Here is a 17,053-nt window from a genome sequence, read left to right as displayed (position 1 = left end):
TCCGCCAGGCGTGCCCCCGCCCCCCTCAGGTGCCGGCCCGTATCCCTCCGGAATCAGCCCGCTCCCGTCGACCCTGCGTCCGCCGCCGTCGGCCGACGCGCCGCCGCCAGTGCCCGGCGCTCCGCTGGTTCCGCCGGTCCCCGAGCTGCCTCCGCTCGGATCCACCAGTTCCACCCCGATCATCAGTCCCCTGCCCCGGACCTCTCCGATGCAAGGATGTTCGGCGGCCAGGGAGCGGAGTTGGGCGAGCATGTGGGCGCCGAGGGTGGCGGCGCGTTCGGCGAGGCCGTTCTCACGGACGTACGCGAGGGTCGCCGTGCCTGCGGCCATGGCGAGCTGATTGCCGCGGAAGGTGCCGGCGTGGGCGCCGGGTGGCCAGACGTCGAGGTCGTCGCGGTAGATCACGACGGCCAGCGGGAGGCTGCCGCCGATCGCCTTGGAGAGCACCATGACGTCGGGGACGACGCCGCTGTGCTCGACGGCCCAGAAGGCGCCGGTGCGTCCGACGCCCGTCTGCACCTCGTCCGCGATGAGCGGGATGCCGCGCGCGGCAGTGATCTCGCGCATCCGGCGGAGCCAGGCGTCGGGGGCCGGGAGGACGCCGCCCTCGCCCTGGACGGGTTCGAGGATCATGCCGGCGGGTTGCGGTACGCCCGACTTGGTGTCGTCGAGAAGGCTCTCGGCCCATCGCGCGGAGAGTTCGGCGCCGCGCGCGCCGCCGAGGCCGAACGGGCAGCGGTAGTCCTGCGGATAGGGCAGGCGCGCGACGCGTACGTCCCGTGCGCCGCCGGATGCTTCGAGCGCCCCGGCGGTCATCCCGTGGTAGGCGCCGGTGAAGGCGAGCAGGCCGTCGCGGCCGGTGGCGGCGCGGACCAGTTTCAGTGCCGCCTCGACCGCGTCCGTCCCGGCGGGGCCGCAGAACTGGATCCGCGCGCGGTCCGCGAGGCCGCGCGGCAGAGTGCGGAACAGCTCGGTGGTGAAGGCGTCCTTGACGGGCGTGGCCAGGTCGAGGACGTGGAGGGGCGCCCCCGAGTCGAGGACCTTTCTGATCGCTTCGAGGACCACGGGGTGGTTGTGCCCGAGGGCCAATGTGCCGGCGCCGGAGAGGCAGTCGAGGTAGCGGCGGCCGTCGGCACCCTCGATCGTCAGGCCGCGCGCCCGGACCGGCACGATCGGCAGCGCTCGCGCATAGGTGCGCGCCGCCGATTCGCGCGCCGACTGGCGTCGCAGGATCCCCTCGTGGGCCGTGGAGTTCCGCAAGGACTGCGCCCCTGCCCGAACTCCCGGCTGTACACCGGTTTGTGCCGCTGTGTCCCCCGTCGGGTGAGTCGCGGGCTGCTCTGCGGACCCCTCGGAGTTCGTCACGGAATGAGTTGCGGACACCGCTGCCGACGCGGGCTCGGTCACGGCCACGACTGTTGGTCCTCCCGCTGCGGAACGAGCGCGTCCGCCGGATACCGCTCCGGAGAGCTCCATGCAGGCGAGCGCGCGGGCGAATGGGCAGGGGATGAACGCAGGCCGCGACTCCCCCGTACGTACCAACGACGAGACCCCCGGAGGAACACGGGTAATCGGAAGATCCTTGCCGTGACGGAACCGTTGCCGTTCCGTCGGCCGTCCCCAACGGCACCGGCATAGTGTGGGGTGCCGTTCATCAGCAACGAACACACCGCTCCCCCGAGCAAATCCGAGCAAACGGACGCATTGGGGTGCCGCGCCAGTGGCAACGGGTGTTCCGCACCCTGATGTTCAGTGATGTTCAGCACTTTGGAACGATTTCGAGGCCCAGGGGGATTCTCACGATGCGACCCATACGTCCGCTCTTCACTGTTCGCAACAGGAGGAGCGCGCGCACCAGAACTTCCCCTGTGGCGGCCGCGGTGGCGCTCGGCGCGGCGCTCGTACTGACCGCCACGGCGTGCGGTCCGACCGATGACAACGCCGGCGGCGACTCGTCCTCGGAGCAACCCGGTGGCAGCAACGGCGACGAGAAGATCCAGATCCCGGACGCCTGGAAGGAGAAGCTAAAGGAGAAGGGCCTCGACCTCGACAAGTGGAAGGACGGCGCCTGGAAGAACTGGAACAAGGACGACTGGCTCCGCGAGGCCGGCGACTTCGTCAACCCGATCATCGAGGACCTGTGGGACCCGGACCGGATGCGGGACGCCGACAAGAACCCCGACCGGGGCGTCGACGACAACGACATCTCCGGTGACCAGGGCGTCACCGACCCGACCCCCAAGCCCGTGCAGGCGGCGGCCGTGACGCCGCCGTACCACGACCAGGCCGCCGAGTCGGGCAAGCTCTTCTTCGACAGCCCCGAGGGTTCGATGGTCTGCTCCGCGACCGTCGTCAAGGACCCGGCCCACCCGGGCAAGTCCAACATGGTGTGGACCGCCGGCCACTGCGTGCACGCGGGCGCCAAGGGCGGCTGGTACCGCAACATGGTCTTCGTTCCCTCGTACAACAACAGCGGCAAGTCGGCCGCGGAGCTGCAGAACGCCCCCAAGGAAGAGGTCGCTCCGTACGGCGTCTGGTGGGGTGACTGGGCGCAGACCTCCGACCAGTGGATCGAGCAGGGCGGCCCGACGGGCGGCGCGGGTGCGCCGTACGACTTCGCGGTCATCCACGTGAAGCCGGAGAAGGGCAGCGAGGGCAAGTCGCTGGAGGAGACGGTCGGTTCCGCGCTCCCCGTGGACTTCAACGCCCCTGCTGTGCCGAAGATCGCCAAGATGACGGCGACCGGCTACCCGGCCGCGCCTCCGTACGACGGCCAGAAGCTGTTCCAGTGCGCCGACAAGCCGGGCCGCCTCTCGCTGACCAAGCCCGACCCGACGATGTACCGCGTCGGCTGCACCATGACCGGCGGTTCATCCGGCGGTGGCTGGGTCGCCGCGGGCCAGGACGGCAAGCCCGCGCTGGTGTCGAACACCTCCATCGGTCCGGTGACGGCGGGCTGGCTGGCCGGCCCGCGCCTGGGCAAGGAGGCCAAGGGCATCTACACCGCGGTCAGCAAGAAGTTCGCCGACCAGTAATCGGCCGACGCTGACTCGCGATCGGCCGCACGCGGCCACCAGCAGGTCAGCAGCAGCCCTACGACGGCGGGGCGCCGGAAACCTTCACGACCCCGCCGTCGTTCGTCCCCAACCTCACAGGCATAGTGGGGTGTTGTGTCCATGCGGGGCTCCCCGGAGCTCCCACGCCGACATGTGACACGTACATGGCAAACACACGTTCTAACGGGGGTAACAGCACCATGCGTTCCACTCGTGTGCCCTTCGCGCGCAGTCGTGCGCGGCGCGCCGCACTCGCCGTCACCGGGCTCGCAGCGACCCTGGCGCTCACCGCCACGGCCTGCGGCCCGAGCGAGGACAAGGCGAGCGACAAGTCCGACACCGCCGCGTCCCAGGGAGCCGATGGCTCCGATTCCGGTTCCGACGCCAAGCTTCCCGACGGCCTCGCCGACAAGCTCAAAGAGAACGGCATCGACCTGGACGACTGGAAGGGCGGCGCCTGGAAGAACTGGGACAAGGACGACTGGCTGCGCGAGGCCAAGGACTTCGCCAACCCGGTCATCGAAGGGCTCTGGAAGCCCGAGCGGATGAAGAAGGCCAAGGACCCGAACAAGACGATCGCCGCGAAGGACGCGAGCGCCGACCAGGGCGCGACCGACCCCGAGCCGACCCCGGTCCAGGCCAAGCCCGAGAAGACGCCGTACCACGAGAACGCGGCCCCCGTCGGGAAGATCTTCTTCGACTCCCCCGAGGGCTCGATGGTCTGCTCCGGCACGGTCGTGAAGGACCCGCGCAACCCGGGCAAGTCCAACCTCGTGTGGACCGCGGGCCACTGCGTGCACGCCGGCAAGAACGGCGGCTGGTACCGCAACATCGCTTTCGTGCCGTCCTACAACGACCTCGGCAAGTCCGAGGCCGAGCTGCGCAACGCGGCGCCGCAGGAGATCGCCCCCTACGGCCAGTACTGGGCGGACTGGGTCTCGACCTCCAACGAGTGGATCAACGAGGGCGGTCCGACGGGCGGCGCGGGTGCGACGTACGACTACGCCGTCCTGCACGTGAAGCCGGAGCAGGGCACCAAGTCCCTGGAGGAGACCGTCGGCAACGCGCTCGACGTCGACTTCTCCACGCCGTCCGCACAGAGCGCGGGCTCGATGGGCGCCTGGGGCTACCCCGCCGCCCCGCCGTACAACGGCCTGATCATGCACAAGTGCGTCGACAGGCCGGGGCGTCTGTCGCTGTCGCCGTCCCTGCCGACGATGTACCGCATCGGCTGCACGATGACCGGTGGTTCGTCCGGCGGCGGCTGGTTCCGTGTGGTGGGCGACAAGACGAAGCTCGTCTCGAACACCTCGATCGGCCCGGCCGAGAACACCTGGCTCGCCGGACCGCAGCTGGGCCGTGGCGCCGAGCAGGTCTACGACATGATGAGCAAGAAGTACGGCGCGCAGTAGCCGCACCGCTCTCCTGACACGACGAAGGCCCGCCCCCTGTGCAAGGGGGCGGGCCTTCGTCCGTGCTTCAGCCGGACCGCGCCGTGATCAGCGCGTGGCCAGTGCGTACGGAGCGAGCTCCGCGGCGAGTTCCTCGTGCACCTGCGCCTTGAGCAGGGTGCCCTCGGCGGTGTGCTCCTCGGAGAGCACTTCGCCCTCGGCGTGCGCACGCGAGATGAGCTGGCCGTGCGTGTACGGAACGAGGGCCTCGATCTCGACCTCGGGCCGCGGCAGCTCGGAGTCGATGAGCCCGAGGAGCTCGTCGATGCCGGCGCCGGTGCGCGCGGAGACCGCGATCGCGTGCTTCTCGTTGCGCAGGAGGCGCTGCAGGACCAGCGGGTCCGCGGCGTCCGCCTTGTTGATCACCACGATCTCGGGCACGTCGGTGGCGCCCACGTCGCGGATGACCTCGCGCACGGCTGCCAGTTGCTCCTCCGGCACCGGGTGCGAACCGTCCACCACGTGCAGGATCAGGTCGGAGTCGCCGACCTCCTCCATCGTGGAGCGGAACGCCTCGACGAGGTGGTGCGGCAGGTGCCGCACGAACCCGACGGTGTCGGCCAGGGTGTAGACCCGGCCGCTCGGCGTCTCGGCCCGGCGCACGGTCGGGTCGAGGGTGGCGAACAGCGCGTTCTCCACCAGTACGCCCGCGCCCGTGAGGCGGTTGAGCAGGGAGGACTTGCCGGCGTTCGTGTACCCGGCGATGGCGACCGAGGGCACCTTGTTGCGCCGGCGCTCCTGGCGCTTGATGTCGCGGCCCGTCTTCATCTCCGCGATCTCACGGCGCATCTTCGCCATCTTCTCGCGGATCCGTCGCCGGTCCGTCTCGATCTTGGTCTCACCGGGACCGCGGGTGGCCATGCCGCCACCGCCGCCGCCACCCATCTGACGGGAGAGCGACTGGCCCCAGCCGCGGAGCCTCGGCAGCATGTACTGCATCTGCGCCAGGGCGACCTGCGCCTTGCCCTCTCGGGACTTGGCGTGCTGGGCGAAGATGTCGAGGATCAGGGCGGTCCTGTCGACCACCTTGACCTTGACGACGTCTTCGAGGTGGATCAGCTGGCCGGGGCTCAGCTCACCGTCGCAGACGACGGTGTCGGCCCCGGTCTCGAGCACGATGTCACGCAGCTCCATGGCCTTGCCGGAGCCGATGTACGTGGCCGGGTCGGGCTTGTCGCGGCGCTGGACGACGCCGTCGAGCACGAGCGCACCCGCCGTCTCGGCGAGGGCGGCCAGCTCGGCGAGGGAGTTCTCCGCATCCTGAACCGTTCCCGAAGTCCAGACGCCGACGAGGACCACGCGCTCCAGGCGGAGCTGGCGGTACTCGACTTCGGTGACGTCCTCGAGCTCGGTGGAGAGGCCGGCGACGCGGCGCAGGGCCGCGCGCTCGGAGCGGTCGAACTGATCGCCGTCCCGCTCTCCGTCGATCTCGTGGCTCCAGGCGACGTCCTCTTCCATCAGGGCATCGGCCCGAAGACCTTCGGGGTAGTTCTGCGCGAAGCTCTGTGCGTCCTGGGAAGGGGAAGAAGAGGAGGTCATTGGGTCCTTACGTCGATTCGTCGTGGGAAATGCGGACGGATGCGTCACCCGTCACAGTCGACAACGCCCGGGGTGGTCCGGAGATTCCCCGAACCGTCCGCGGCCGTCCCTGAGAAATCCCCGAGGGGATCTCCCGGACGGGCCGCGCCGTCGACCTGACGATGGTTGCACGGCACGGCACGTCTCGTCATCCGGGTTATTTCCCGGAAACCCAGTCGGGATGCCCCGGCATGGGCGGTGTCTTCTCCCCGTACAGCCAGGCGTCGAAGAAGGCGCCCAGGTCACGCCCGGAGATCCAGGAGGCCAGCCGCACGAAGTCGGCGGTCTCGGCGTTGCCGTCACGGTGCGTGCGGACCCACACGCGCTCCAACTGCTCGAAGGCCCGCTGCCCGATCTCCTGGCGCAGGGCGTACAGGACCAGGGCGCTGCCGTCGTAGACGACGGGACGGAAGATGCTGATCTTCTGTCCCGGCGCGGGCCGCTGCGGCCGGGCGGGCGGTCCGCCGGCCGCGCGCCAGGCGTCCGACTGGCGGTAGGCGTCCCGCATCCGGTCCTTCAGGGTCTGCTTCACCCCGGACTTCTTCGCCCGTTCCTCGGCGTAGAGCGCCTCGTACCAGGTGGCGTGGCCTTCGTTGAGCCACAGGTCCGACCAGGCGCGCGGGCTCACGCTGTCGCCGAACCACTGGTGCGCCAGCTCGTGCACCATGATCGAGTCGACGTACCACTCCGGGTACTCGGGACGCGTGAACAGCTCTCTCTCGAAGAGGGAGAGCGTCTGTGTCTCCAGTTCGAAGCCGGTCTGCGCCTCGGCGATGAGGACGCCGTAGGCCTCGAACGGGTAGCGGCCGATCTTCCTTTCCATCCACGCGATCTGGCCGGGCGTCTTCCTCAGCCAGGGCTCCACGCGCGTGCGGTCCTTGGTGGGCACCACGTCGCGTACGGGCAGGCCGTGCGGGCCGGTACGCCGCAGCACACTGGAGTGGCCGATCGACACCTGGGCCAGCTCGGTCGCCATCGGGTGGTGGGTGCGGTAGGCCCAGGTGGTGGCGCCGCCGTGCCGCGTCCTGGCGATCGGCAGGCCGTTGGCGACGGCGGTGAGCCCCTTCGGCGCGGTGATCCGGAACGTGAACCGCGCCTTGTCGGCGGGGTGGTCGTTGCACGGGAAGACCAGGTGGGCGGCGTCGGCCTGGTTGGCCATCGCGAGCCCGTCACGGGTGCGCACCCAGCCGCCCTCGGCGTTCTTCGCGGGCATCGGGTCGCTGGTGTGCCGGACGGTGATCCGCATCCGTTCGCCGCGCCGGACGGGCTCGGCCGGGGTCACGACGAGGTCCTCACCGGTGCTGTCGAAGCGTGCGCTCCGGCCGTCGACCTCCACGGAGCGGACGGTGCCGTGCGTGAAGTCGAGATTCACCCGCTCCAGAGGCGCGGTCGCCCGTGCGTCGATCTTGGTGATGGCGTCCAGCGGCTTCTTGTTGTCACCGTGATAGGTGAACGCGATGTCGTACGACGCCACGTCGTAGCCGGGGTTGCCGAGGTGCGGGAAGAGCGGGTCGCCGATGCCGAGCGGGGTGGCCGGCGACGGTGCACTCGCCGCGACGAGAGCGGCTGAAGCGGTCGCCACGATCAGCGCGGTGGCGATGCGGGAGGTGCGGAGGGACTTCGGCCGGGCGGCCGTGCCTCCTGGGGTGAGCAGCATGAACTACCGCTATCAGCGCTCACCTTCCGTCGGGTGACGGCGCGCGCCGGGCCACTCGAACGAGTCGCCGTCGAGCTCGGCGCCAGGCGCCGGGAGGCTCTCAGTGGGCGGCCGCCGCCGAGTGCTGGGCGCGGCTCACGTCGTACACCCCGGGCACCGCGCGCATCGCCCGCATCAGCCCGGGAAGGTGTGCCGCGTCCGGGAGTTGGAGCGTGTACGTGTGGCGCACGCGCTGCTGGGTCGGCGGCTCCACGGTCGCGGAGATGATCGCCACGCCTTCGAGGGCGATCGCTTCGGTGAGGTCCGCGAGCAGATGCGCCCGGCCGAACGATTCGGCGATCAGAGTGACCCGGCACTCCGCGGTGTCCCCCCAGCGCACGCCGATCTCGGCGCGCCCCACTTCCTTCATGCGTTCCACGGCGGGGCAGCCGACGCGGTGGACGGTCACGACGCCGCCGCGTACGGCGAAGGCGGTGACGTCGTCGGGCGGCACCGGCGTACAACAACCGGCGAGGCGGACGGTGGCGCCCTCACGGTCCACGACGGCGTTCGCCATGGCCGGGCGCAGGGAGTCGGAGACCTCGGGCCGGGGCGCGGCCACGGGCGGCTGCTGGGGCGGTCGCTGTCCGGAGGGCGCGGGCGAGGGTGCCGCCGGCACCGGATGGGCGGTGAGCCAGCGCCGGATGGCGATCCGCGCGGCGGGCGTGCGCGCGTGCTCCAGCCACTCGCGCGAGGGCCCCGAGGCGGCGTCCTGCCCCATCAGGAGCTGCACCGTGTCGCCGTCCCGCAGGACCGTGCTGAGCGTCGCCAGGCGGCCGTTGACGCGGGCGCCGATGCACGCGTGCGCGTCCTCGCCGTACTGGGCGTACGCGGCGTCGACGCAGGTGGCGCCCGCGGGCAGGCCGAGCGTGCCGCCGTCGGGCCGGAAGACGGCGATCTCGCGGTCCTGGGCGAGGTCCTCCCGCAGGGTCGACCAGAACGTGTCCGGGTCGGGGGCGGCCTGCTGCCAGTCGAGGAGCCGGGAGAGCCAGCCGGGCCTGGTCGGGTCCACGCGCTCGTCCTCGGCGCCGTCGGACGGCTCCTCCGAAGGGGCGTAGGGATTGCGCAGGGAGACGACGCCCGCCTCGGCGACCCGGTGCATCTGATGCGTACGGATGAGCACTTCGGCGACTTCGCCGTCGGAGCGGGCCACGGCCGTGTGCAGCGATTGGTAGAGGTTGAACTTCGGTACGGCGATGAAGTCCTTGAACTCCGAGACGACCGGCGTGAAACAGGTGTGCAGCTCGCCCAGGACGCCGTAGCAGTCCGCGTCCTCGTTGACGAGCACGAGGAGGCGGCCGTAGTCCGACGCACGCAGCTCGCCCCGCCTGCGGTGCACCCGGTGGACGGAGACGAAGTGCCGCGGCCTGATGAGGACTTCCGCCGTGATGCCGGCGTCGCGCAGCACTCCGCGCACCTCGCCCGCGATGTCCCCCAGGGGGTCCCCCTCGCCCGCGGCGTTGGCGGCGATCAGCGCCTTGACCTCGGCGCACTCCTCGGGGTGGAGGATCGCGAAGACCAGGTCCTCCAGCTCGGTCTTGAGCGCCTGCACGCCGAGGCGCTCGGCCAGCGGGATGAGCACGTCCCGGGTGACCTTGGCGATGCGGGCCTGTTTCTCGGGGCGCATGACGCCGAGGGTGCGCATGTTGTGCAGGCGGTCGGCGAGCTTGATCGACATCACGCGTACGTCGTTGCCGGTCGCGACGAGCATCTTGCGGAACGTCTCCGGCTCGGCCGCCGCTCCGTAGTCGACCTTTTCGAGCTTGGTGACGCCGTCGACCAGATAACAGACGTCCTCGCCGAACTCGTCCCGCACCTGGTCCAGCGTCACGTCCGTGTCCTCGACGGTGTCGTGCAGCAGGGACGCGGTCAGGGTCGTGATCTCCGCGCCGAGCTGGGCGAGGATCAGCGTCACGGCGAGCGGGTGCGTGATGTACGGCTCGCCGCTCTTGCGCATCTGGCCGCGGTGCGAGGACTCCGCGAGGACGTACGCGCGGCGCAGCGGCTCCAGGTCGGCGTCCGGGTAGTGGGCGCGGTGGGCCTCCGCCACATGGCCGATCGCGTCGGGAAGACGGTCGCGGGTACCGGATCCGAGCAGGGCGGCACGGCCGAGCCTGCGCAGGTCGATCCGGGCGCGGCCGCGCCTGCGTGGGGCCCCGGGCGTCACGGGGCCGGACGTGGCAGGGTTCGTGGCCTCCGCACTCATGGGCACCTCCGGCTGCTCCGACCGGCGGTGGGCGGACGGCGGCGTGCTCCGTCCGGGCCGGTGCTTGATGCTACCGAGCCCATCACGCGGTGCTGACCGCCTCTCGCCGAGCGTGAAACGGATCACCCATTCGAGCGACAGTTCACGCGATTGCCGTTTCGAGCCATTCGGACGCGATCTCGCCTTCGGCGACGATCACCGCCGAGCCCGTCATCTCGATCTCGCCGTCGGGCCGCTCGGTGATCACCAGGCGTCCGCCGGGCAGGTCGACGGTGTACGTCGCCGGGGCTCCGGTCACCGCCGGGTCCACGCCGTCCCTGCGGGCCGCCGCCACGGCCACGGCGCACGCGCCCGTGCCGCAGGAGCGGGTCTCGCCCGCGCCGCGCTCGTACACGCGCATGGCGACGTGGCGGGGGCCGCGGTCGACGACGAACTCCACGTTCACCCCCGAAGGGTAGGCGGAGGCGGGGCTGAAGGGCGGGGCGTCGTAGAGCTTGCCCGCTTCGGAGAGGTCGGCCACGAAGGCGACCGCGTGCGGATTGCCCATGTTCACGTTGCGCGCGGGCCACTGGTGGTCGTCCACCGAGACGGTGACGTCCCCTTCGGGGAGGAGCGCCTTGCCCATCCCGACCGTGATGTCGCCGCCGGACTCCTCCTTGGCGATGTGCACGGTCTTCACGCCGCCGCGGGTGGCCACGGCCAGGTCGCCCTCGCCCGCGTGCCCGGCGTGCTGGAGGTACCGCGCGAAGACGCGCACTCCATTGCCGCACATCTCGGCGACCGACCCGTCGCCGTTGCGGTAGTCCATGAACCATTCGGCGCGGTCGGCCAGGTGGCGCGCCTCGGGGTGGGCGGCGGAGCGTACGACATGGAGGAGGCCGTCGCCACCGATGCCCGCGCGGCGGTCGCACAGGGCGGCCACGGCGGCCGGGGACAGCTCGATGGCGTTGTCGGGGTCGGGGATGATCACGAAGTCGTTCTCGGTCCCGTGCCCCTTGAGGAAGGCGATCCGCGTGCTCATTCCTCGATCGTACGGGGTGGGTACGACACTCGGTCCTCCGGTGCCGTCAAGGTTCCGTACGGCCCGCTCAGGAGCGCAGACGGGCGACCCGCCACACGGCGAGCACCACGGCGCCGAGGAACAGCAGGGCGTACAGGGCGACGACCCGCCAGTCCGGGCGGCGTCCGGAGCCGCGCTCGGGCAGCCCCGGCCAGGTGTGGCCCACGCGGCGGGCGGCCATCATGCCCCAGCCAGCCGCGCAGCAGCTGATCAGCAGCCCGAGCATGGCGACCACGGCGCCGCCGTCGGCCGCTCCGCCGCCACCGCCTCCGCCGAACTCGAAGGCCAGCGGGAAGGCGAACATCAGGGAGCCGAGCGCGGCGAGGATCACGATCGGCGCGAGCTGCCAGACGCGCAGGCGCGGCTGCGGGCGCAGCTCGACCTCGACCTCGGCCTCGGGCGCCATCTCGTCCGCGTTCGGACCGTCGTCCGTCACGCCGCCGGATACGTCGTCGGGCCCGTCGGGGCTCAGCTGCTCACCGCCGTCATGCGCGGTGTCACGAGGGCCGGCCTCCATCGCCACGCGCCCTCCCACTCCGGACTCCACTGGTCGATCGATGGTCGATGATGGCACGCCGTCAGGTGCCGGGATGACCGCCGGAGCGTCCCGATGCCATCACGTGATCAGGCTGTGACCGCTCGTTCGACCAACGCCAGTGCGCGTGCCGGGAGTTCCCCGCGATCGGCCACGGCCCCACTGAGCCAGTGCACCCGCGGATCGCGCCGGAACCATGAATCCTGACGGCGCGCGAAGCGCTTGGTGGCGCGCACTGTTTCGGCGCGCGCCTCGTCTTCCGTGCACTCCCCCGCGAGTGCCGCGAGCACCTGTTGGTAGCCGAGCGCGCGCGGGGCCGTGAGCCCCTCGCGCAGCCCCTGCGCCTCCAGTGCGCGCACCTCGTCGACCAGACCCGCCTCCCACATACGGTCCACGCGCGTGGCGATGCGTTCGTCGAGTTCGGGGCGCTCGACGTCGACGCCGATCTGGACGGTGTCGTAGACGGACTCGTGGCGGGGGAGGTTGGCGGTGAAGGGCTTGCCGGTGATCTCGATGACCTCGAGGGCGCGGACGATCCGGCGGCCGTTGCTGGGCAGGATGGCCTTGCCCGCGTCCGGGTCGGCGGCGGCGAGGCGGGCGTGCAGCGCTCCGGGGCCGCGCAGGTCCAGCTCCTCCTCCAGGCGGGCCCGCACGGCGGGGTCGGTGCCGGGGAACTCCAGGTGGTCCACGGCCCCCCGGACGTAGAGGCCGGAGCCGCCGACCAGGATGGGCCAGCGCCCCTCGGCCAGGAGCCGGTCGATCTCCGCTCGGGCCAGCTTCTGGTACTCGGCGACGCTGGCCGCCTCCGTGACGTCCCAGATGTCCAGGAGGTGGTGGGGCACCCCGCCGCGCTCCTCGGGCGTCAGCTTGGCGGTGCCGATGTCCATCCCCCGGTAGAGCTGCATCGAGTCGGCGTTGACGACTTCGCCGCCGAGGCACTGGGCGAGAAATACGCCCAGATCGGACTTTCCTGCCGCGGTCGGACCGACGACGGCGATGACCCGCGGGGCGGGAGCTGCGCTACTCACCGCTCCAGTCTCGCAAACCCCTCACGGTCTTCCCGAACGAGCTACGTGACGGCACGGCTCCGGGGTCGTTGCCTGTTGCGAGGTTCCGGCCGCCGGTTTCCAGGACCGATGACCCGTGCGACGCAATGGGACGCACCGGGCGGGGCGGGATTTCGCCCACACGAGTAACGTATGGAGTAGTTATGGGCGTATTTGCACGATTTCGCCGGAAGACCAAGGACAGCGAAGAGGCGTCAACGACCGAGGCGGCCGCCGCCACACTGACGGCAGAGCCGGAAGAGGCCAAGGATTCCCCCGAGGCCTCCGCCGATGCGAAGCCCGCCGCCGAGGCCGACACGGACGCCGAGAGCGCTGCCGAGGACAAGCCGGCGGAGACCGCTGAAGCGGCCGCCGCGGAGGGCGTGGAGATCCCGAAGCAGCAGTCCGCCGAGGAGGCGGCCGACAACGAGGCCGGTGAGAGCGCCCGCAAGTGACTCCCCAGCGAGGGAAGGTGAACCCATGGGCTTCCTGGACCAACTGAAAGCCAAGCTGGCCCCTGCCAAGGACAAGGTCTCTGACCTCGCGCAGCAGCACGGGGACAAGATCGACCAGGGCCTGGACAAGGCCGCGAAGGTGGTCGACGAAAAGACCAAGGGCAAGTACAGCGACAAGATCCAGACAGGGACGGGCAAGGCGAAGGACGCCGTGGACCGCCTCGCCGGGACGGACGAGGGCAAGGACACGGGCGGCGGCACCCCGCCGCCCCCGTCGTCACCGGCTCCCTGATCAGCATCGGCGGACGGCCGTGAAGCGTGACGCTTCGCGGCCGTCGCCGTGCGCCCCGCGGGGACGCGCGGGGGCGTCGCGAGCGGGTCGCCCGGACCAGGTGGCCACCGGGCGAGCAGGTCGCCCTCACACGGGCGGTCGCTACGACCAGGCCGCGACCAGATAGCCCACGCCGTACGGCGCGTCGTCGTAGAGCAGCTCACCGCGCAGCGAGGCGCCGTCCGCCGCTCCGGCGAGCACCTGCCACGGCGCACGGCCCGCCGCCTTCAGTTCGTACGCGAGATCGGCGTCCAGCGCCTTCAGCGCCGCCACGTCGGCCGCGCCGAGGGCACGCGCGACCTCCGCGTCGAAGCCGGCCGCGCGCTCGTCCAGGTAGCCCGGCGCCTTCAGCGTGCGGCACGCGCTGGCGTCGCCCATCACCAGCAGTGCCACGCGGTCGGCCCGTGCCCCGATTTCTTCTCCGACGTGGATACACCGCTCGGCGGCGATCGGTTCCCCCACGCCGAGACCTTCCAGCGGCGCGGTCGACCACCGCGTACGTCCGAGCAGCCAGCCGGCCACGGCCAGCGACGTCGGAAGCTCACGCTCCGCGGCCTCGTCCAACGCATCCGCCCCGCCTGACGCGTCCGGCTCGTCCGTCGCCGTTCCCAGGCGTACGTCGAGGTCCACGCCGAAGCCTCGGAAGGATCCGCGCGCGCCCTGGGGATGCGGACCGCGCCCGTTCGGCTCGGCGGGGCCGACCACGACGAGGCGGTCGGGCCGGGCGGCGGCGAGGACCCCGATGGCGTCCGTGCACGCCGCGCGGGCGGCGTCCAGCTCGGGAGCGGCACCCGCGGCGACCTCGGGGACGAGCAGCGGCGGGCAGGGGCAGACGGCGGCGGCGACAAGCATGATCCGCAGCGTAACGCGCGCCGCCGGGCGGGACGGCGGGTACCGCCCCGGTCAGCAGGTCGAGGGCCGCGGCCCGGCCCTCGACAGCGCGCCCTACTGATCCGGCGTCAGTACGGGTCTCTCGCGAGCACCGAACTCTCGTCCGTACCGATCGGCCGTCAGTCGCAACCGCAGCCGCTGCCCGTCGCCGCCGGGAGCGGCTCGGGGACGCCGATCTTCGGCAGCCCCAGCATCACGCCCGCGGGCTTGGCGGCCGCCTCGGCCTGCCGCTTCTCCCAGGCGTCACCCGCGCGCGTGGGACGCACGTTCAGCACGGCGCCCTCGGCGAGCAGGTGGTGCGGGGCGGCGTAGGTGATCTCGACCGTCACGACGTCACCGGGGCGCACCGGGGCGTCCGGCTTGGTGAAGTGCACCAGGCGGTTGTCGGGGGCGCGGCCGGAGAGGCGGTGCGTGGTGCCGTCCTTGCGGCCCTCGCCCTCGGCGACCATCAGCTCCAGAGTGCGGCCGACCTGCTTCTTGTTCTCCTCCCAGGAGATCTCCTCCTGGAGCGCGACCAGGCGCTCGTAGCGCGACTGGACGACCTCCTTGGGGACCTGGTCGTCCATCGTCGCGGCCGGGGTCCCGGGGCGCTTGGAGTACTGGAAGGTGAAGGCGTTGGCGAAGCGGGCCTCGCGGACCACGTGCATGGTCTGCTCGAAGTCCTCCTCGGTCTCGCCGGGGAAGCCCACGATGATGTCGGTGGAGATCGCGGCGTCCGGCATGGCGGCGCGGACCTTCTCGATGATCCCCAGGAAGCGGTCCTGGCGGTACGAGCGGCGCATCGCCTTGAGGACGGGGTCCGAACCGGACTGCAGCGGCATGTGCAGCTGCGGCATCACGTTCGGCGTCTCGGCCATGGCGGCGATCACGTCGTCGGTGAAGTCGCGCGGGTGCGGGGAGGTGAAGCGCACGCGCTCCAGGCCCTCGATCTGCCCGCAGGCGCGCAGCAGCTTGCTGAAGGCCTCGCGGTCGCCGATGTCCGAGCCGTACGCGTTCACGTTCTGCCCGAGGAGGGTGATCTCGGAGACACCCTCGCCGACGAGCGCCTCGATCTCCGCGAGGATGTCGCCGGTCCTGCGGTCCTTCTCCTTGCCGCGCAGCGCGGGGACGATGCAGAAGGTGCAGGTGTTGTTGCAGCCGACGGAGATGGAGACCCAGGCCGCGTACGCGCTCTCGCGGCGGGTCGGCAGCGTCGACGGGAAGGCCTCGAGGGACTCGGCGATCTCGACCTGCGCCTCTTCCTGGACGCGGGCGCGCTCCAGGAGGACCGGCAGCTTGCCGATGTTGTGCGTGCCGAAGACGACGTCGACCCACGGCGCCTTCTTGACGATGGTGTCGCGGTCCTTCTGGGCGAGGCAGCCGCCGACGGCGATCTGCATCCCGGGACGCTTGGTCTTCATCGGCGCCAGGCGGCCGAGATTGCCGTACAGACGGTTGTCGGCGTTCTCGCGCACGGCGCACGTGTTGAAGACGACGACGTCGGCGTCGCCGTCCGCCCCTTCGGGCGCACGCACATAGCCGGCGTCCTCCAGCAGCCCGGAGAGCCGCTCGGAGTCATGGACGTTCATCTGGCACCCGTAGGTGCGCACCTCGTAGGTCTTCGCGCTCATCTCGCCCACCAGGGTACGGGGTCGCCACGCGCGCGTGCCCGGGGATTCCCCGCGGGCGCCCGGCGGCCGGGCGCCGGAAACACACAGTGTGACCGCGCCCCTGGTCAGCACGGTGAGTGGGCTGGCAGGATCGCGCGCATGTTCCAGGCACTCCCCCGCATCAGCAGGCGCCGCGCCCTGCAGGGCTCCACCGCGGCGCTCGTGGTGTTCGGGCTGCTGGTGTGGTGGCTGCTGCCCATGGACGAGGACTCTCCGAAGGGCCCGATGACGTTCAGCACGGGCGTGCAGAACGGTGTCTACGAGCGGTACGGCAAGCTCCTGGAGAAGGAGATCTCGCGGGACATGCCGAAGGTCGACGTGAGCCTGCTGAACAGCGAGGGCTCGCAGCAGAACGTCGAGCGGGTGGCCACCGGGAAGGCCGACTTCACCATCGCGGCCGCCGACGCGGTCGAGAAGTACCGCCTGGAGGGCGCGCCCGGGTGGGACCGGCTGCGCGGGTGCGTGCGGCTGTACGACGACTACGTACAGCTGGTGGTCCCCCGCGGCTCGGGCATCGAGTCCGTCGAGGATCTGCGGGGCAAGCGCGTGGCGGTGGGCCAGGATCGCTCAGGCGTGCGACTGATAGCGGACCGGGTGCTGGACGCGGCGGGCCTGGACACGGCCACGGACATCACGCCGGTGGCGGCCGGCATCGACACCATGCCCGACCTGCTGAAGCATCACGACATCGACGCCTTCTTCTGGTCGGGCGGGCTGCCGACGGCCTCCGTGCGCAGGCTCTCCGAGCAGACGGACGTCCGTCTCGTGGATCTCGGCCACCTCGTCGAGTCGCTGCACAAGCAGGGCGGCGCCTCGCGCTACTACCGGGCGGCGACGATGCCGGCGGACGCCTACCCGGCGGCGCAGAAGGGCTCCGCCGTGCGGACCCTGGCGGTGGCGAACCTCCTGGTGACCACCGACCGCACCGACGCCGTTCTGACCTCGCGGCTGACCCGCACCGTCATCGACAGCCGCGACCACATCGGCGACCAGGTGCACGCGGCCCAGCTGGTGGATCTGCGCACCGCCCTGTTCACCGATCCGCTGCCGCTGCACGCCGGCGCGCGCGGCTACTACCGTTCGGTCAAGCCCTGAGCGG

The 17,053-nt window shown here is 71.3% G+C and carries 14 protein-coding genes; 5 read left to right on the top strand and 9 right to left on the bottom strand.

Going from position 1 to position 17,053, the window contains the following annotated elements; genetic code table 11:
- A partial coding sequence (locus tag AOK22_RS10555; protein ID WP_055698331.1) for a diaminobutyrate--2-oxoglutarate transaminase family protein occupies positions 1–1,260 on the bottom strand: 1,260 nt, incomplete at its 3' end.
- Positions 1,261–1,802: 542 nt separating this feature from the next.
- Between AOK22_RS10555 and AOK22_RS10550 the strand changes: the two genes are divergently transcribed.
- Both AOK22_RS10550 and AOK22_RS10545 read left to right on the top strand, forming a co-directional pair.
- Entirely contained in the window at positions 1,803–3,035 is a 1,233-nt protein-coding gene (locus AOK22_RS10550) for a trypsin-like serine peptidase (protein ID WP_055698330.1), read from the top strand.
- Between the two features lie 221 nt (positions 3,036–3,256).
- Positions 3,257–4,468, top strand: coding sequence for a trypsin-like serine peptidase (locus AOK22_RS10545; RefSeq protein WP_055698329.1), 1,212 nt, complete (start codon positions 3,257–3,259; stop codon positions 4,466–4,468).
- Between the two features lie 87 nt (positions 4,469–4,555).
- Here AOK22_RS10545 and hflX read toward each other — a convergent pair whose 3' ends face one another.
- The 6 genes from hflX to miaA form a co-directional block, all read right to left on the bottom strand.
- On the bottom strand, positions 4,556–6,046 hold the full coding sequence (gene hflX, locus AOK22_RS10540; RefSeq protein WP_055698328.1) for a GTPase HflX: 1,491 nt from the start codon (positions 6,044–6,046) through the stop codon (positions 4,556–4,558).
- A 196-nt stretch (positions 6,047–6,242) separates the two neighbouring features.
- On the bottom strand, positions 6,243–7,742 hold the full coding sequence (locus tag AOK22_RS10535; RefSeq protein WP_055698327.1) for a M1 family metallopeptidase: 1,500 nt from the start codon (positions 7,740–7,742) through the stop codon (positions 6,243–6,245).
- Between the two features lie 100 nt (positions 7,743–7,842).
- A complete protein-coding gene (locus tag AOK22_RS10530) occupies positions 7,843–9,987 on the bottom strand; it encodes a RelA/SpoT family protein (protein ID WP_055698326.1) in 2,145 nt (714 codons plus the stop codon).
- Positions 9,988–10,129: 142 nt separating this feature from the next.
- The gene (dapF, locus tag AOK22_RS10525) at positions 10,130–11,008 is read right to left on the bottom strand and encodes a diaminopimelate epimerase (protein WP_055698325.1); all 879 of its coding nucleotides are present in this window, start codon (positions 11,006–11,008) and stop codon (positions 10,130–10,132) included.
- Positions 11,009–11,075: 67 nt separating this feature from the next.
- A complete protein-coding gene (locus tag AOK22_RS10520; RefSeq protein ID WP_055698324.1) occupies positions 11,076–11,564 on the bottom strand; it encodes a hypothetical protein in 489 nt (162 codons plus the stop codon).
- Positions 11,565–11,671: 107 nt separating this feature from the next.
- Positions 11,672–12,610, bottom strand: a complete 939-nt coding sequence (gene miaA, locus AOK22_RS10515; RefSeq protein ID WP_055698323.1) for a tRNA (adenosine(37)-N6)-dimethylallyltransferase MiaA — start codon at positions 12,608–12,610, stop codon at positions 11,672–11,674.
- A gap of 182 nt (positions 12,611–12,792) precedes the next feature.
- Here miaA and AOK22_RS10510 point away from each other — a divergent pair, with 182 nt between their 5' ends.
- On the top strand, positions 12,793–13,083 hold the full coding sequence (locus AOK22_RS10510) for a hypothetical protein (protein WP_055698322.1): 291 nt from the start codon (positions 12,793–12,795) through the stop codon (positions 13,081–13,083).
- Between the two features lie 25 nt (positions 13,084–13,108).
- The gene (locus tag AOK22_RS10505) at positions 13,109–13,375 is read left to right on the top strand and encodes an antitoxin (RefSeq protein WP_055698321.1); all 267 of its coding nucleotides are present in this window, start codon (positions 13,109–13,111) and stop codon (positions 13,373–13,375) included.
- 141 nt (positions 13,376–13,516) lie between these two features.
- Here AOK22_RS10505 and AOK22_RS10500 read toward each other — a convergent pair whose 3' ends face one another.
- Both AOK22_RS10500 and miaB read right to left on the bottom strand, forming a co-directional pair.
- Positions 13,517–14,266, bottom strand: a complete 750-nt coding sequence (locus AOK22_RS10500; RefSeq protein WP_055698320.1) for a class III extradiol dioxygenase subunit B-like domain-containing protein — start codon at positions 14,264–14,266, stop codon at positions 13,517–13,519.
- Positions 14,267–14,424: 158 nt separating this feature from the next.
- A complete protein-coding gene (miaB, locus tag AOK22_RS10495; RefSeq protein WP_055698319.1) occupies positions 14,425–15,915 on the bottom strand; it encodes a tRNA (N6-isopentenyl adenosine(37)-C2)-methylthiotransferase MiaB in 1,491 nt (496 codons plus the stop codon).
- A gap of 138 nt (positions 15,916–16,053) precedes the next feature.
- Here miaB and AOK22_RS10490 point away from each other — a divergent pair, with 138 nt between their 5' ends.
- Complete coding sequence (locus AOK22_RS10490) at positions 16,054–17,049, top strand: TAXI family TRAP transporter solute-binding subunit (protein ID WP_055698318.1); 996 nt, start codon at positions 16,054–16,056, stop codon at positions 17,047–17,049.
- Positions 17,050–17,053 lie beyond the last annotated feature (4 nt).

This window comes from Streptomyces silaceus (assembly GCF_001419745.1).
GTDB lineage: Bacteria > Actinomycetota > Actinomycetes > Streptomycetales > Streptomycetaceae > Streptomyces > Streptomyces silaceus.
Note: the sequence above shows the minus strand (reverse complement) of the source record. Positions and strands in the feature narration are given on the sequence as shown.